Source organism: Ancylobacter oerskovii, from assembly GCF_018390555.1.
GTDB classification, from domain to species: Bacteria; Pseudomonadota; Alphaproteobacteria; order Rhizobiales; family Xanthobacteraceae; genus Ancylobacter; species Ancylobacter oerskovii.
Genome location: NZ_JAHBGB010000037.1, coordinates 375,902 through 390,162, shown reverse-complemented (window position 1 = coordinate 390,162; position 14,261 = coordinate 375,902). Strand labels below are relative to the sequence as shown.

The 14,261-nt window shown below is 64.8% G+C and carries 20 protein-coding genes and 1 pseudogene; 15 read left to right on the top strand and 6 right to left on the bottom strand.

From position 1 onward, the window contains the following. The first annotated feature begins 5 nt into the window (after positions 1-5). The 11 genes and pseudogenes from KHC19_RS18425 to KHC19_RS18380 all read left to right on the top strand — a co-directional run bounded on the left by KHC19_RS18425 (position 6) and on the right by KHC19_RS18380 (position 3,884). Complete coding sequence (locus tag KHC19_RS18425; protein ID WP_213354077.1) at positions 6-233, top strand: hypothetical protein; 228 nt, start codon at positions 6-8, stop codon at positions 231-233. Continuing rightward, positions 233-466, top strand: a complete 234-nt coding sequence (locus tag KHC19_RS18420; protein ID WP_213354075.1) for a hypothetical protein — start codon at positions 233-235, stop codon at positions 464-466. The genes KHC19_RS18425 and KHC19_RS18420 overlap by 1 nt, the downstream gene beginning before the upstream one ends. Beyond that, on the top strand, positions 456-653 hold the full coding sequence (locus KHC19_RS18415; protein ID WP_213354073.1) for a hypothetical protein: 198 nt from the start codon (positions 456-458) through the stop codon (positions 651-653). The genes KHC19_RS18420 and KHC19_RS18415 overlap by 11 nt, the downstream gene beginning before the upstream one ends. Next, positions 640-1,227, top strand: coding sequence for an enterotoxin A family protein (locus KHC19_RS18410; protein WP_213354071.1), 588 nt, complete (start codon positions 640-642; stop codon positions 1,225-1,227). Before KHC19_RS18415 ends, KHC19_RS18410 begins: the two co-directional genes overlap by 14 nt. Beyond that, on the top strand, positions 1,220-1,498 hold the full coding sequence (locus KHC19_RS18405) for a hypothetical protein (protein ID WP_213354070.1): 279 nt from the start codon (positions 1,220-1,222) through the stop codon (positions 1,496-1,498). Before KHC19_RS18410 ends, KHC19_RS18405 begins: the two co-directional genes overlap by 8 nt. After that, complete coding sequence (locus tag KHC19_RS18400) at positions 1,488-1,703, top strand: hypothetical protein (protein ID WP_213354068.1); 216 nt, start codon at positions 1,488-1,490, stop codon at positions 1,701-1,703. Before KHC19_RS18405 ends, KHC19_RS18400 begins: the two co-directional genes overlap by 11 nt. After that, on the top strand, positions 1,700-1,993 hold the full coding sequence (locus KHC19_RS18395) for a hypothetical protein (protein ID WP_213354066.1): 294 nt from the start codon (positions 1,700-1,702) through the stop codon (positions 1,991-1,993). The genes KHC19_RS18400 and KHC19_RS18395 overlap by 4 nt, the downstream gene beginning before the upstream one ends. Beyond that, complete coding sequence (locus KHC19_RS18390; RefSeq protein ID WP_213354064.1) at positions 1,983-2,201, top strand: hypothetical protein; 219 nt, start codon at positions 1,983-1,985, stop codon at positions 2,199-2,201. Before KHC19_RS18395 ends, KHC19_RS18390 begins: the two co-directional genes overlap by 11 nt. Then, positions 2,198-2,557: a helix-turn-helix domain-containing protein gene (locus KHC19_RS18385; protein WP_213354062.1), complete on the top strand. Its 360-nt coding sequence runs from the start codon at positions 2,198-2,200 to the stop codon at positions 2,555-2,557. Before KHC19_RS18390 ends, KHC19_RS18385 begins: the two co-directional genes overlap by 4 nt. Continuing rightward, positions 2,554-2,718 (top strand): annotated as a pseudogene (locus tag KHC19_RS26495) (helix-turn-helix domain-containing protein); the annotation flags it as partial. The gene KHC19_RS18385 and the pseudogene KHC19_RS26495, both read left to right, overlap by 4 nt. A 32-nt stretch (positions 2,719-2,750) precedes the next feature. Then, positions 2,751-3,884, top strand: a complete 1,134-nt coding sequence (locus KHC19_RS18380) for a tyrosine-type recombinase/integrase (protein WP_213354060.1) — start codon at positions 2,751-2,753, stop codon at positions 3,882-3,884. 331 nt (positions 3,885-4,215) lie between these two features. Here KHC19_RS18380 and KHC19_RS18375 read toward each other — a convergent pair whose 3' ends face one another. From KHC19_RS18375 to KHC19_RS18365, 3 genes are all read right to left on the bottom strand, one after another. Next, a complete protein-coding gene (locus tag KHC19_RS18375) occupies positions 4,216-4,692 on the bottom strand; it encodes a DUF192 domain-containing protein (protein WP_213354058.1) in 477 nt (158 codons plus the stop codon). Positions 4,693-4,864: 172 nt separating this feature from the next. Next, positions 4,865-5,467, bottom strand: a complete 603-nt coding sequence (locus tag KHC19_RS18370) for a cold-shock protein (protein ID WP_213354056.1) — start codon at positions 5,465-5,467, stop codon at positions 4,865-4,867. 130 nt (positions 5,468-5,597) lie between these two features. Beyond that, the gene (locus tag KHC19_RS18365; RefSeq protein WP_213354054.1) at positions 5,598-6,359 is read right to left on the bottom strand and encodes an SIR2 family NAD-dependent protein deacylase; all 762 of its coding nucleotides are present in this window, start codon (positions 6,357-6,359) and stop codon (positions 5,598-5,600) included. 87 nt (positions 6,360-6,446) lie between these two features. Between KHC19_RS18365 and KHC19_RS18360 the strand changes: the two genes are divergently transcribed. Continuing rightward, entirely contained in the window at positions 6,447-6,869 is a 423-nt protein-coding gene (locus KHC19_RS18360; RefSeq protein ID WP_213354052.1) for a VOC family protein, read from the top strand. A 12-nt stretch (positions 6,870-6,881) separates the two neighbouring features. Here the strand turns inward: KHC19_RS18360 and KHC19_RS18355 are convergent, their stop codons facing one another. Further along, positions 6,882-7,388, bottom strand: a complete 507-nt coding sequence (locus KHC19_RS18355; RefSeq protein WP_213354050.1) for a hypothetical protein — start codon at positions 7,386-7,388, stop codon at positions 6,882-6,884. Between the two features lie 386 nt (positions 7,389-7,774). Here KHC19_RS18355 and KHC19_RS18350 point away from each other — a divergent pair, with 386 nt between their 5' ends. From KHC19_RS18350 to KHC19_RS18340, 3 genes are read left to right on the top strand one after another with little or no spacing between them, the layout of a single operon-like run. Further along, complete coding sequence (locus tag KHC19_RS18350) at positions 7,775-8,512, top strand: hypothetical protein (protein ID WP_213354048.1); 738 nt, start codon at positions 7,775-7,777, stop codon at positions 8,510-8,512. Positions 8,513-8,543: 31 nt separating this feature from the next. After that, the gene (locus KHC19_RS18345) at positions 8,544-11,789 is read left to right on the top strand and encodes a glycosyltransferase family A protein (protein WP_213354046.1); all 3,246 of its coding nucleotides are present in this window, start codon (positions 8,544-8,546) and stop codon (positions 11,787-11,789) included. Further along, complete coding sequence (locus tag KHC19_RS18340; RefSeq protein ID WP_213354044.1) at positions 11,786-12,538, top strand: DUF6270 domain-containing protein; 753 nt, start codon at positions 11,786-11,788, stop codon at positions 12,536-12,538. Before KHC19_RS18345 ends, KHC19_RS18340 begins: the two co-directional genes overlap by 4 nt. Positions 12,539-12,703: 165 nt before the next feature. On the opposite strand, the gene KHC19_RS18335 is transcribed toward KHC19_RS18340, so the two are convergent. Further along, positions 12,704-13,408, bottom strand: coding sequence for a hypothetical protein (locus KHC19_RS18335; protein WP_213354042.1), 705 nt, complete (start codon positions 13,406-13,408; stop codon positions 12,704-12,706). Between the two features lie 86 nt (positions 13,409-13,494). Further along, the gene (locus KHC19_RS18330; protein ID WP_213354040.1) at positions 13,495-14,217 is read right to left on the bottom strand and encodes an FkbM family methyltransferase; all 723 of its coding nucleotides are present in this window, start codon (positions 14,215-14,217) and stop codon (positions 13,495-13,497) included. Between the last annotated feature and the right edge of the window lie 44 nt (positions 14,218-14,261).

The window sequence follows — 14,261 nt, the reverse complement described above, 5'->3', positions numbered from 1 at the left end:
GCGCGATGGCCTTCTATGTCGAGGTGATGTGCAACGAGCGGAAGCAGTGGCCGGATGGCACGCAGCACATGAGACTGCGCTGCTTCTCTGATGAGAACGCCAATCCACAGGGCATCGACTTGCGGAGCGCATCGGCGGAAGCGCGACGCACCGGGTGGGCGGTTTTTGGGCGCTATGCCTGCTGTCCCGGCTGCCGCGCCGCCCTGTCCCAGCCGGCCAAGGAGGGGGAGTGATGACCATGGCGGGTGAGCAGCCCTGCCGCTTCTGCGGCCGAGAAAATTACGCATGGCCCTGCAAGAACTCCCGCGACATGGAGGACAGCAAGAGCAGGATCTGCTTCGCCGCGCTGATCGCCCATGGCGGCGGGGAGTATTCGGTCAATCAGCAAATCGCCGCCAGCATCGAGACGTGCGTCAGGCGTGACCGCCAAGCCCTCGCACAGAAGGACCGCGCAGATGAACGATGAACACCGCTGCCCGATTTGCGAGCGCGCGTTCACCCTCACCGACAAATGCTCGACGGATATCGAGCTCGGAATCTGCCATGCGGAATGTCTCGCGGGCTCTCCGGTCGTGGATCTGGAGACTGGCGAGCCTGTTGCGGGGCCGGCCGATGTCTACCCGTATTCGGAGGTCTCCGATGACAAGCGGTGAGTTCAAGATGGTGCCGGTCGCTGAGCCGTATGACGGCTCGCAAGCTCCGATGATGGGCGCAGGCTACGACGCAGCGCTCGCCGCAGCCCCCGCGCATGCCGAGGCGGTGCCGCCCGATCTGTTGTCCGAGATTGTCGAGGTTCTTGGCACCTACGTCATCATGGGGCCGGGCAAATGCACCATCGGACGCCCGCACGTGGATCGCGCGGTTGCCGTTCTCGAACGGGCGATGGCGGTCAAGGCCTCACCCCCACCCACCGACGCAGAGGCGGTGCGGCGGGCGGCGCTGGAGGAGGTCGTCGCTTGGCATAAGGACGAGATAGCGCGGCTTGAACGGCAGATCGAAGAGAACAACGAGTATCGCCGCAGGATCGGACGAAACTACACGATTGCCTCGGAAGCCAACGAGGCTTGCCTAAGCGGCATCCGGCACCACCGAATGTCGATTGATGCTATAATGGCGTTCTCCTCCCAGCCGCCGGCCACGGGTTGCCGCTGGGCTGCGATCTCTGAGAAGGAGGAGGGGAGCGCCCTCCTCCGCCCTCAGCCTCCCACAGGAGGCGAGGATGCGTGAGCGGCTGGCCGAACTTGATGCCCGTGTGCTGGCCGTCCTAGCGCCATACCAGAGCGGCAATGCGACCTATGTCATCCGTAACATGCTGAGTTGGTCGAATAGGCCGAACTTCACGCCGGGCCTTCGCACAAGCGACGTGCTGCGCTCATGCCGGCGGCTGGAGAAGCGCGGTCACGTCGTCGAAGTGCCGAGCGTCTATGCGGTCATGAAAGAATGGGCGGTGACCGAAGCCGGCCGCGCCGCGCTTGAGGGAGGCGGGAATGCCAAGTGAGCCACTGTTCTCCGCCTTCATGTTTGGCCTGATCGTCGGGGCGCTTTTGGTCTCTATCCCCTGCCGCTGGTGGACCAACCAAAGCCATCGGCGCGTCATGGACGCTTACGACCGCTCAATGCAGCTTCTGTCCGCGCGATACGATCTGTTTCGTGACGTGCATCAAGCCGCCATGAACAAGCTGGCAGAGAAGGACCGCCCGTGACAGCGCTCACCCAACAGCAGCGCAAGGCGGAGTGGGTCGAGATGATGCAATCCGCCTATATGAACCGCCCAACCCATGACGGTGCCATGGAAGCCGCCCTCGCCGCCGTCCTGCCGATCATAAGGGCGAGAGTGTTGGAGGAGGTGGAAGCGGCCCTCACATACGACGCTCATAGCGGTGAAGGTTGGAGCTTCAAAGAGGCCGAAGAGCCAGTGAAGTGGAAGGACATCGCTTGGGCAGCACGACGGCGCGTCCGCGCGCTCGCTAAGGAGGCCGGCCATGCAGGTTAAGGCGCCGCTTTCAGGCCGCCGCCGCTATTGGCAAGCGATGTTGCTCGCAAACCTTGTCCGCCAACGCAAGATCAGAGCGTGGATGGCAGGCGAAACCCCATATTGCGATTGCGTATCCGACAAGGATTTCATCATCCGCGAACTTGAACGCGCATACGCGGCCGGGGTCAGAGATGGTCGCGCGCTCGCTAAGGAGGCCGGGGTATGAGCGGGGTTCTCACGGCAGCCGGTAGGCTCAAACGCGCACGCATCAACGCCGGATACCGGACGGCCGCGAAGGCGATCCGTGCCTTCGGATGGGTCGGTTCAACCTATTACGGGCATGAGAACGGCGACCGTGGGATGGACGTTGCCGACGCCAAAAAATATGCCGAAGCGTACGGTGTGCATTGGGTCACTCTTCTTGAGGGAGAGGCGCCTACCGTCGCCCACCCGAAGCAATTGATACGTATCATCGCCCGCCTCACTGAATGGATCGATGCCGAAGTCGGCGCAGAGCTTCCTCTGGAATACGAGGATGACATTGCACTTTGCCGCGCTCTGGCTGGTGAGGTGCGGGGATGAGCGGGAGACTTCTATCCGTCGCTGAAGCCGCCAACTACGTTGCGGTGTGCGAGCGCACGCTGCGCGAGCATGTTACAAACGGCGATATCAAATACGTTGCAGTCGGGAGAGGCATCAAGCGGGTCAGGAGGATGTTCGACCCCGCCGATCTCGACGACTTCATCGAGCGCCGGAAGCGGTGGGAGAGCGCGCCTTGTCCGTCTACAAACAGAAGGGTCGCGATACCTACTATTACGACTTCCAGCTCAAGGGTCGTCGCTATTCGGGCAACACCGGCGAGACCGCGAAGCGGAAAGCCGAAGCGCACGAAGACCGCATCCGTACCCAGATCCGAGCGGAATTGGGTAAGGGACAACGACCATCAGTCGGGAAGCTGACCTGGGGCGACGCAGCGGATCGCTTTTGGCTTGAGGTGGGGCAGTTCCATGCCGGCGGCGGCGACCGCCATACGAAGCGCGCGCTGGACTGGGTAAGCGAACGGATTGGGCGCTCCACCCTGCTTGTGTCGATCAATGGTTCGATTGTCGCCGACCTCGTAGCGCGGCGACGCGGCGAGCGCGTAGAGACCAAAAAAGACGCGCCGTTGGTGAAGCCCGCAACGGTCAATCGTTCGGTGACGGAGATCATCCGCAAGGTCCTTTATCGGGCTCGCGATGTCTGGGAAGAGCCAATACCGAACATTAAGTGGAGTTCGCATGTTCTTGATGAACCTAACGAACGCATCCGAGAGCTGACGCCCGAAGAGGAGGAGAAGTTGTTCCGCCAGCTAAGGCCGGACTACCAGCCGATATCCCTTTTCGCACTGGCGAGCGGCGTACGGTTGTCCGGCTGCCTGAAGATGCAATGGCCAGACATAGATTGGGGCAACCGGCGCGTGAACATCAAGGGGAAGGGTGGGCGCGACTATTCCATTCCTCTGTCGAAGGAAATGCGCGACATCCTCTGGCCCCTGCAGGGAAAGCATGCCGAATCGGTCTTCACATATATCGCCCAGCGGACCAGAGAGGGCCGAAAGCGGGGCGAGCGCCATCCCATCACCGAGAATGGTTTGATGAGCGAATGGCGCCGCGCCCTCTCAGCCGCCGGCATCAAGGATTATCGATGGCACGATCACCGGCACACCAAAGCGACCCGGTTTCTGCGCGCGTCCGGCAACCTGAAGCTCGTGCAGCGCCTGTTGGGTCATTCGAGGATCGAAACGACTGGCCGCTATGCCCACGTAACCGACGATGATCTGCGTGACGCGCTAGACGTCGATTATTCCCAACAAAAGTCCCAACCGGGGCCCGTGGAGGAAGTGAAAAAGGACGACATTGCAGGTGGTTAGTGTATAATCGGCGCGAACCACCCAAAACTTCCGCGCTACCGGGCTGCGCTATACCCCGCCGACCGAAACCCGTTGTGTTCCAACGTTTTCGAGCACCGATCCGGTGCCCACCGCATGCAATGGCATAGAGAGGGGGCCGATGGCAAGAGACGGAGCGAAAACTCCCCCGGGCCATGCGCCCGAGCCCGCCCCGCGCGGCCGAAGCCCGCGCCGGATAGGCGGGGAAATGCCCGGATGGGGGCGCCGGCGCGAAGGCCGGTGCAGGTCGCTTCGGCAGCCCGCGCCGACCGATAGCCCGGCGCCGACACAGCTCAATTGCCGTCCGAACCGCTCAATTGGCCTCGAAGAATCGGTGCCGTACGCGATCACCGACCGCGATGCCCCGGGCCTTGGCCGTTCCCGCGGGCAGCTCCAGCACGCCGCGCACCGGCTCGCCGGATTCGATGGTCCGGGTCGAGAGCGGCGTGGTGTCGGCGGCGATGCGCGCGATCCGCCCATCGGCGCGGATGAACAGCATGTCGAGCGGGAGATAGGTGTTCTTCATCCACATATAGACCGGCTGCGGCACCGCGAAATCGAACAGCATGCCGGAATTGGGCGCCAGCTCGGTGCGGTACATCAGCCCCTTGGCGCGCTCATCGGCGGTGACGGCGATCTCCACCTCGAACACCACCGGGCCGTTACGGGTCTCGATGGTCGCCTTCTCGAAGCTGGCCGCCCGGGCGGCCTTCGGGGCAAGGACGAGGAAGACGGCGCCGAGCGCCAGCAGCACGGCCGGCAGCAGGGAAAGGCGGAACGGAGCGATCATCGGACGAGGTTCTTGCGCTGCACGGGTTTCGTGACTGGACGAATTTCTTGACGGGAGACGTCGAGGAAGCGGCGGACGCCGCGTCGCCTCCCGGTCGGCGGGGAGCGCAGCAAGGCACCAGCGCAACATGGCGGCGGTATGACCGGCCGCCTTCCGCCCGGAGATTCGGCGATCAGTGCGAGGACGGCATGGAGGAACCGTCGGGACGGACCTCGGCCGCCATCAGCCCCTTCGGCCCCGGCCCGAAGCGCACCAGCACCACCTGCCCCGGGCGCAGCTCGGTCAGGCCGTGGCGGCGCAGCGTCTCCATGTGCACGAAGATATCCTCGGTGCCCTCGCCGCGGGTGAGGAAGCCGAAGCCGCGCAGGCGGTTGAACCACTTCACCCACGCCCGCTCGAAGCCGCCGGTGGGCTGAACCGCCACATGGGTGCGCGCCGGTGGCAACTGGGAATGGTGCAGCGCCGTGGTCTCGTCCATGGAGATGACCCGCAGCGCCTGGAAGCCGCGCTCGCGCGCCACCACCTCGCAGACCACCCGGGCGCCTTCCTGCGCGGTCTGGAAACCGCCGCGACGCAGGCAGGTGACGTGCAGCAGGATGTCCCCGCCGCCCTGGTCGGGAATGATGAAGCCATATCCCTTGGAAACGTCGAACCACTTGATGGTGCCGGCGACCTGGAAGACGACGGCATCCGCCTCCGTGGCCCCATCGAGTTCGCTGCCCGGCCCGCCACGCGCGCTCGAACCATAACGTGGCGAAGATCCGTCGGATACCATCGACCCACCCCGCTTGCGGCAGCGCCCCCGCCGCCCAGCCAACACCAGCCCCGCGATTCAAGCAGAGGCGAGCATAGCATCCGATTCCGCCACGAAAACACCCCAATCGATGCAAAATGCCGGACTGTGGCTATTGGACTTCATCCAATATGTCGCCGATGTCGGCGTGGATCACCAGGTCGGCAAGCGCGTCGAACTCGGTCGCCTCCCGATTGATGATCACCAGTCTTGCCCCGTTCCTCTTGGCTTCCAAGGGGAATCCCGCCGCGGGATACACGACCAGCGACGAACCGATGGCCAGAAACACATCGCAGTCATGTGTAAACTGTCGCGCCCGCGTCATCGCCTCGACCGGCATCGCCTGGCCGAAGGAAATCGTCGCGGTCTTCACCGGGCCATCGCAGGCGCGGCAATCGGGCGCCCGCCCGCCCAGCGCGTCGAATCGCGCCCGGACCCAGGAAAGCTCGTGCCGCAGCCCGCAGGCGAGGCAGGTGGCATAGGTGGAGTTGCCGTGCAGCTCGACGAGCTGCTCCTCCGGCACGCCGGAGGCCTGGTGCAGCCCGTCGATGTTCTGCGTCACCACGGCGGCGAGGCGGCCGCCGGCGATGAGGCGGGCGAGCGCCCGGTGGCCGCGCCCCGGCTGCGCGCCGCCGAACGCCGCCTCCATGGCGAAACGCCGCCGCCACGCCTCGTCGCGCATCTCCCGGCTGGAGAGGAAGGCCTCGAAGTCGATCGGCCGGTTGCGCGTCCACAGCCCGCCCGGCGAGCGGAAATCCGGGATGCCGCATTCGGTGGAAATGCCGGCGCCGGTGAAGGCGACGCCGGCGCGCATGTCGCCCAGCAGGCCGGCAAGCGCCCGCCGCGCGGACTTGATGTCGTCGTCGAGAACCATATGTTGCTGCCGCCTGTCACCTGCTGCGGCCATGCGGGCCGCGTCTTTCACCTGCCCCGTTCACTCGCCGTTCCAGCCGAGGAAGCCATGAAATATCTGCACACCATGGTGCGCGTCACCGATATCGATGCCTCGCTCGACTTCTACGTCAACAAGCTCGGCCTCGAGGAGGTGCGCCGCAAGGAGGTCCCGCAGGGTCGCTATACCCTCATCTTCCTTGCCGCTCCCGGCCAGGCCGGCGTCGCCGAGGTCGAGCTGACCTACAACTGGGACCCGGAAGCCTATGGCGAAGGCCGCAATTTCGGCCACCTCGCCTATGAGGTGGACGATATCTACGCCACCTGCCGCAAGCTGATGGACGCCGGCGTCACCATCAACCGCCCGCCGCGCGACGGCTACATGGCGTTCATCCGCTCGCCGGACAACATCTCGATCGAGCTCCTGCAGAAGGGCGGCGCCAAGGAGCCGCAGGAACCCTGGACCTCGATGCCCAATACCGGCAAGTGGTGAGACGCGCGGGCCTCAGCGCTCCGCGCCGGCCCTGAAACGTGCGAAGGCGGCGCGCAACCGCGCCGCCAGCCGCGCGCCACCCTGCCAGAGCGGGCTGGCGCGCAATCTTTCCAGCACCACGGCACGCACCGCCAGCATCAGCCCCACGCCCCAGGCGAACCAGGGAAAGGTCATCAGCTTCGGCTTGCCGGCGCTGTAGATGCGCTCCACCACCACGAAGCTCGCGAGATAGGCGAGCCCCAGGGCGAGCGTGCCCGTGACGTAATGGCCGCGCGCCGCCCAGATCACCGCCAGGAACTTCATCGGCTCGACGATCGCCAGCGGCACGGCGAGCAGGATGAGGATGGCGAGACGGCCATGCCCGGCCACCCAGGCCTCGAAGCGCCGCATCAGCCGCCACCGCGCCACCGCCGCGATGAGCGGGCGATAGACCGGGCGCGCCAGTTCGTCGAGCACGACGATCAGCGCGATGACGGCCTCGAAAAGCAGGCGGGGGATCGATGTCAACAGTCTCAGCATGGCACGCGCCGCAGTGAGCCGTCGCAACACGGCAAGATTAAGCCCGTCATCCGCCCCTCGCGCCGGGTCTTGGGGTGACGGAACGTCAGCAACATTCCCCCGGACGGGAACAAACCGGACACACCGGACGCCCCCGCCGGGAGCAATAGACTCTCCCCGGGAAGGAAGCGGCGGCCACCGACGCCTTCCGCCACAGTTTTGCCACACACGGATTCGGGTCCCCTCGCCGCGCATTCGGCCGCACGTTGCGGAAACTACTCTCGCTCAACCTGACAGAGAGGGCGCAAATCATTTTCTTCCGCCTTGCCAAGGGGATCGAAGCTGGGTTAGCTTTATGCTGCGATTGCTCACTTGGGCGTTTTATATTTTATAATGGGGATAAGAAGGTGGTTGATTTCTCTTGTCCGATTTGCGGAGGGGATAAATTTGCAGACTTCCGGGGGCGCACCCTGGAGGAGTGCAAGAAGTGCAAGTCGAAAGCCAGAGAGCGTGCTGAGATCCTTGCCCTGAAGTGCCTTGGTTATTTTGAAAGCAAGAAGAAGAAGGTTCTTCACATTATGCCGGATCGGGCCGCGGCCCGCTTCCTCAGCAAGACCTACGGCAAGGGCTACAGCGCCAAGACGATCGAAGGCACCGCGGTGGATTTCGTCGATTGCGAATCCTACCCCGACCTCGACGCGCTGATCGAGGCTTCCGACGACAAGTACGACATCATCCTGCACAACAACGCGCTCGAGCTCCTCAACGGCCGTCCCATGGACGCGGTGTCGAAGCTCGACAGCCTGCTGAAGCCGAACGGCATTCATCTGTTCACGGTGACCGTGCGCGGTCCCCGCACCGATGAAGGCGGCGGCCTGATGCTCGACGAGGCCGAGCGTTCCAAGCGCTTCGGCCGCGCCGATCGCAACCGCCTGTTCGGAGCGGCGGACTTCCCCCGCGCTTTGGCCACCATGCGTCGCCAGAGCAACCCGCGCTTCAATTTCGCGGCGCGCTTCTCCGACTCGGACCTCGATCGCTGGCGCATCCCGCCGAGCGAGTTCCGTGACATCAACAGCAATACCGTGTTCTATTACGTCGCCCCGCCGCTGGTTGAGGTCGCCGTAGAGGAAACCGCGGCAGCCTGAAGGGTTGGTGTCGCTGCAGTGAAGGTTGCGCATGAAGACGAATCTGGCCGAATCCTCCCTCGATGGCGTGCGGGTTTCCGGGCCTCGGGTGTTCATACGGGGCGGATGGTCGATCGTCCTCAAGCAAGGGGCCACGAAAGCGGCCTATAGCAACGTGTCGATACCGCTGGTCAGCGATGGCGGCGGTATCGTGGCGCCCGGCCTGCGTGTGCTGGGCGTGCAGGAAGACGGGTTTCTCCGCATCGAGGCGGAGATCCCCGTGGACCGCGAGGATCGTCGCTTCGCGCTGGCGGTCGCCTTCGTGCTCGGCGCCGCCGACGGCGCCGACGGCGGCATCGTCGATGCGATCGAGATCGTGCGGCGCGGCAAGGGCGGCAAGCTGGTCTCGACCGTGCTCGCCGTCGACAACAATGTCGAAATCCCCGCCTACGCGACCGGCTTCGAGGTCGTGCTGCGACCCGAGGATCAGGAGATCCTCAAGGAAGCCTATGACGACATCGCTTCCGGTCATATTCCCGGCGGCGTCAGCGACACGCTGCATGTGGACTTCGTGATCCGCGCGCCGCAGGTGGCGGTCCGGCTCGGCCTGGTGACGCTCGTCAAGGAAGGCGACCTCGAGAAGGGGACGCAGTTCAACGGCATTCCCCTGCCCGCCATCGGAACCCTGCGGGAAGAGGGGGCGCCGGCACCCGCCGTCCCGCCCATGGCCACCGTGCTGCCGCTGTTCACCGCCGCGCCCAAGGCATCCCCCGCGGCGGCCCCGGCCGCGCCCCCGCAGGCCGCCCAGGAGCCGGCAGCCGCGGCACCGGCGGCGGCTCCCGCGCCAGCGCCGGCCACGCCCCCCTCCCCGCCGGCGCCGAGCATCGCCTCCAAGGACCTCAAGGCGATCGACGCCGAGATCGGGCATCTCGAACGTGCGCTGTGGGGCGGCTATTCGCAGGTCGCGCAGGAAAACCTGCTGCGCATCGCCAAATCGCGCCTGTCCCACCCGGAAGCGCGCGTGCGCGCCAGCTGGGAGCTGGCGCGCTGGTTCTCGGTGAAGGGCGACTTCCGGCAGGTGGTCGAGCTGCTGAGCGACGTGCGCGGCCTCTCCAAGCCGTTCGCCCGCCGCAAGACCTTCCGTCTGGTCGAAATTAACGCGCTGCTGCAGGTCGGCGACCTCGAGACCGCCGCCAAGCGCATCGAGGATGCGTCGAAGGCCCGGCCCGACGACAATGACTACCGGCTGATGGGAACCAACGTCTCCTATCTGCGCGGCCTCGACAATCCCGCCGCGCTGAAGGAGACCAGCGCCGAGCGCCTTGCGGCCTTCAACGCGATGTTCGAGCAGGACGGGCTTGCGACGCTCCGTGTCGATCTCGACAAGGAAGAGCTGAACATCAACAGCCTGCGCTGCGACGCCACCGACCGCTGGATCACCGACGGGCCGAAGATCAGCGTCCTCATGGCCGCCTATGGCGCCGAGGAACATATCCACCTCGCGGTGGAATCGATCCTCGGCCAGACCTGGCGCAACCTCGAACTGGTCATCGTCGAGGATTGCAGCCCGGACGGCACCTGGGAACGGATGCAGCATTTCGCGGCGCTGGACGATCGCGTGCGCATCTTCCGCAACAGCGAGAACCAGGGCGCCTACATCACCCGCAACAACGCGCTGGGCTACGCCACCGGCGAGTTCATCACCGTCCATGACAGCGACGACTGGTCCCATCCCGAGATGCTGGCGGCGCAGATGAAGCCGTTCCTCGAGCGGGACCCGGAGGAGGTGAAGGCCACCTTCACCATGATGTGCCGCGTGACGCCGGACCTGCGCTTCGGCATCCGGCCCAGCCGCCGCAACCTCGAAACCGTGCACCGCAGCTATCCTTCGCTGCTGGTGCGGCGCAGCGACCTCGAGGAGGTCGGCGTGTGGGACGGCGTGCGCGCCAATGCCGACGCCGAGATGGTGGCGCGCCTGCGCAACCGGTTCGGGCCGGAAAAGCTGGTCGACGCCCTGCCGAACACCCCGATGTCGTTCTTCCTCGTGCGCCCGGAATCGCTGACCGAGCAGGGCGAGACCAGCCTGCTCAGCCTCACCTTCGGCGTGCGCCACGAATATGACCGCCAGGTCGAGCACATGCGGCGGAAATGGGAGGCGGAAGGCGTCATCCCGGGCGAGCGGGCGAGCAAGAAGGAGCCCTTCGCCTCGCCGCAGCTGCTGCTGCCCTATCACATGCGGCCGGAGCCGAAATACGACATGATCCTCGTCTCGGATCTGTCGCTGCTCGGCGGCACGCGCGGCTGCAACCTCGGCTATATCGACGCCGCGGTGGCGGCGGGCCTGCGCGTCGGCCTGTTCCACTGGCCGCGCGGCGACCTGCGCCTGCTGCCGGACATCGATCCGGCCTATCGCGACCGCAACCAGCTTCCCCAGGTCGACATCATCACCTGCGAGGAAGAGGCGGAGTGCGACCTGCTGATCCTGCATCACCCGCCGGTGATGAAGCACATGCTCGACCGCTTCCCGCGGATCGTCACCAAGAACGGCGTGATCCTGGTCAACCAGCTCCCCTACCAGGTGCTGGGCGGACAAAACAGCTTTTACGAGCCGCTGATCGCCGAACGCGATTTCCGCCGGCTGTTCGGCGTGCGCCCGCTCTGGGCGCCGATCTCCACCCTGGTGCGCCGCCATCTCGACGAGCAGGACAGCGGCCTGAGGATGACCGATATCGACTGGCTGCCGCCGATCAACGTGCCGCTGCGCGATCCGCCGCCGCGGGACGCCGACCGGCCGCCGGTCATCGGCCGCCACGCCCGCGACCACTGGACGAAGTGGCCGGAGGACACCTCGCTGCTCTCCGCCGCCTATATGGCGGACACCGAGGTGACGGTGCGCCTGCTCGGCGGCGCCAACACCCCCGAGCGGCTTCTGAGCAGCATCCCGGAGAACTGGGAAGTGCTGGAGTTCGACAGCATCCCGGTGCTCGACTTCATCGATTCGCTCGACTTCCTCGTCCACTTCCCGCACACGCAATATATCGAGGAATTCGGCCGCAACGTCGCGGAAGCCATGGCCCGCGGCGTGCCCGCGGTACTGCCGCCGGTGTTCCGCGAGACCTTCCACGATGCCGCCATCTATTGCGAGCCGGACGAGGTCGGCGAGACCATCCGCCGCGTCTGGGCGGACAAGGACCTTTACATGCACTACGCACGCGCCGGCCGTGATTTCGTGGCGGAGAACTGCCACGTGACCTCGCTGCAGAGCCGCATGTCGGGCTTCCTGGGAACGGGCTCTTGACGGAGGCCGTCGCCGCCGGGGACACCCGCATCAAGAGTGTCGCCATCCTCGGGACCTGCGTCAGCCGCGACATGATCCGCATCGCCACCGGCGAGTCGGTGAAGGTAAAGAAATACCTCGCTCGCGGCACGGTGCGCTCGATCCTCGCCAAGTCGCCCGGCAAGCTGTCCTATGGCGATCCCTCGGACCTGTCGGGCTTCGAGCGCCGGAACTTCGATACCGACATCGCCAAGTCGGCCTTTCGCCAGCTCAGCACGGTGGAGGCGGATCTGTGCATCGTCGACATGATCGACGAGCGGCTCGCCACCTGGAACAACGGCGAGACGATCCTGACGAATTCCAAGGGCTTCGAGGTCGCGATGGGCAAGCTGCCGCCGCCCTGGAAGTATCGCGCGCCCCTGGCCATGCGTGCCGAGACGCTGGAGCTCGCGCCGCTCTGGGCCGCGAAGCTGAAGGAGGCTGTCGGCCACATGCCGATCGTGATCCACCGGGCGCTATGGGCGACCGGCGGCGGCTCCGACGACAAGACCGTGGCGGAGCACAACGCGTTTCTCGACGAACTCTACGATGTCATCTGCGCCGCCCTGCCGGAAGCCGTGGCGGTGCGCGCCGACGATTCCGTACGGCGGGCGGCGACGGAACATCAATGGGGCCCGGCCCCCTATCACTATGAAGACCCGTATTACGGACATGTCTGGGCGGCCATCACCGCGCATTTCCCCGCCGAAGCGCCCTCGCCGTCCACCTAGCCGGAGCCGTCTGCCCTGGGCAAGGGCCTGTCCGGCCAGCCGTCTCCGACGGCCCGGCACGCGGAAAGCGTCCTGCCCGCGAACACCGGCCGCAGCAACGAAGCATCTACACCGGAAAGTCGATCCCGCGCGGTGGCCCGGCCGGCCGACGACCCGACAGATCGCTCAGACGGAGGAAATCTCGTCGGCGGCGAACTTCTCCGCCAGCTTCTCCAGCACCACCTTCACCACCTCCTCCCGATCTTCCTTCCAGAAGCCGGTGACGTGATAGATGAAGGAATCGCTCAGTTCGCTGTCGCGCCAGTCCTTCCCCGGCTCGGTAAGGAAGAGCGTGCTGTTGTTGAAGCGCTTGTCGATCCTCTGCATCGAGACGTCGTATTTGCGAAGCAGATAATAGGACAGCGTCTGGTGCGGATAGCGGGCGAAAAGCAACGGCGCCGCATCGATGATGTTCTTCGAAAGGAAGGCCGGCGAATACAGCGCGTCATAGAGCATGACGCCGGTATTGGCATAGAGCGCCGGGTCGTAGGGCACGTCCTTCCAGCCGTTCTTCGCCGCCTCGGCCTGGATCACCCGGAAGGAATCCTCCGCATGCTCGCGGCTGGTATGGGTGTAGCCGCAGCGGCCGGGCTCGACGAGCGAGAAGAGGTCGGGCGCCGTCGGCGAGACGATGCAGGTATCGTCCAGCATCAGCACATTGCTGTAGCCCTCGTCCATCAGCTTGCCGACGATATATTGCTTGAGGGCGTATTCGAACTTGTGCGGCCGGCCGGGCTTGTCCGGCAGGTCGGGAAACGGGAATTCGGTGCGCGACGGCGTGGTCTCGAATATGCGCAGATCCGCCTTGCAGCGGCTCGCATAGCGCTCCATCGAAGCGGTGCACGAGGCAAACCACGGTCGATTGCCGATCGAGATGACACCTATGACTCGGCCGAAACCCAACTTCCTCTCCATCCTCATTTCTGCGCAGCAGAAAGACTGTTCGATTTTTTATTGTTCATAATAACAGATGAAGAGATGAAAACTGGATTGCAACGGCGGACAGTCGGGCGCCCGTCCAATTCGAACGCCATATCATATAGGCCGAACAAATGATAATCACGAGCCGAAAAATAATTGAAGAAGGCCGCGAACGGTACCCACTTCCGGTTCGTGATATTCATTGAACAGCCGACCTGGACCATATCGATCTGCTGGTTGTCCCACATCGACCGGAAGCCTTCGACGACGTTGAAATCGAAACCTTCCGTGCCGATCTTGAGAAGCGACACGCGGTCGATCTTCTCGCGCGCGCAGAACTCGTCGCCGGTGATCACGTCGATGAGCTCGGAGGCCGGCACCTTGCCCGGCGTCAGGCTGAGGATGGAATTCTGCTTGTCGTTCAGCTGCGCCTGCCCCGCCTTCGACCCGAGGGCCAGATTCAGGACCCGGCTGCGCGCAACCTCCGCTTGCTTCTTCTCGATCTTCGCGAAGCTGGATTTGGACAGGTCGAAACCGATGACCCGCGCTTCCGTCAAATGAAGAAAACGGGAAAGGGACGTGCCGAGATTGGCGCCCACCTCGATGATGGTTTCCAGCTTCAGTTGCGGAAGGTTGGCCGCGATATCGTTCAGGAGCTTGGTCGACCCCGCCGCCTCGGCATCATGTGGCACACGATGCTTGTCGTTGGCTTTCAGCATGCGTCTGGTCTCCCAAATCCGACTCGCGCGGAACCGCAACCTCG

Bases quoted from the DNA above. Each gene is read 5' to 3' on its own strand.
- KHC19_RS18360 (WP_213354052.1), top strand. From the start codon at position 6,447: ATGAAATATCTGCACACCATGGTGCGCGTCACCGATATCGATGCCTCG.
- KHC19_RS18385 (WP_213354062.1), top strand. From the start codon at position 2,198: ATGAGCGGGGTTCTCACGGCAGCCGGTAGGCTCAAACGCGCACGCATC.
- KHC19_RS18355 (WP_213354050.1), bottom strand. From the start codon at position 7,388: ATGCTGAGACTGTTGACATCGATCCCCCGCCTGCTTTTCGAGGCCGTC.
- KHC19_RS18420 (WP_213354075.1), top strand. From the start codon at position 233: ATGACCATGGCGGGTGAGCAGCCCTGCCGCTTCTGCGGCCGAGAAAAT.
- KHC19_RS18425 (WP_213354077.1), top strand. From the start codon at position 6: ATGGCCTTCTATGTCGAGGTGATGTGCAACGAGCGGAAGCAGTGGCCG.
- KHC19_RS18410 (WP_213354071.1), top strand. From the start codon at position 640: ATGACAAGCGGTGAGTTCAAGATGGTGCCGGTCGCTGAGCCGTATGAC.
- KHC19_RS18405 (WP_213354070.1), top strand. From the start codon at position 1,220: ATGCGTGAGCGGCTGGCCGAACTTGATGCCCGTGTGCTGGCCGTCCTA.
- KHC19_RS18390 (WP_213354064.1), top strand. From the start codon at position 1,983: ATGCAGGTTAAGGCGCCGCTTTCAGGCCGCCGCCGCTATTGGCAAGCG.
- KHC19_RS18400 (WP_213354068.1), top strand. From the start codon at position 1,488: ATGCCAAGTGAGCCACTGTTCTCCGCCTTCATGTTTGGCCTGATCGTC.
- KHC19_RS18335 (WP_213354042.1), bottom strand. From the start codon at position 13,408: ATGGAGCGCTATGCGAGCCGCTGCAAGGCGGATCTGCGCATATTCGAG.
- KHC19_RS18370 (WP_213354056.1), bottom strand. From the start codon at position 5,467: ATGGTATCCGACGGATCTTCGCCACGTTATGGTTCGAGCGCGCGTGGC.
- KHC19_RS18345 (WP_213354046.1), top strand. From the start codon at position 8,544: ATGAAGACGAATCTGGCCGAATCCTCCCTCGATGGCGTGCGGGTTTCC.
- KHC19_RS18365 (WP_213354054.1), bottom strand. From the start codon at position 6,359: ATGGTTCTCGACGACGACATCAAGTCCGCGCGGCGGGCGCTTGCCGGC.
- KHC19_RS18330 (WP_213354040.1), bottom strand. From the start codon at position 14,217: ATGCTGAAAGCCAACGACAAGCATCGTGTGCCACATGATGCCGAGGCG.
- KHC19_RS18375 (WP_213354058.1), bottom strand. From the start codon at position 4,692: ATGATCGCTCCGTTCCGCCTTTCCCTGCTGCCGGCCGTGCTGCTGGCG.
- KHC19_RS18415 (WP_213354073.1), top strand. From the start codon at position 456: ATGAACGATGAACACCGCTGCCCGATTTGCGAGCGCGCGTTCACCCTC.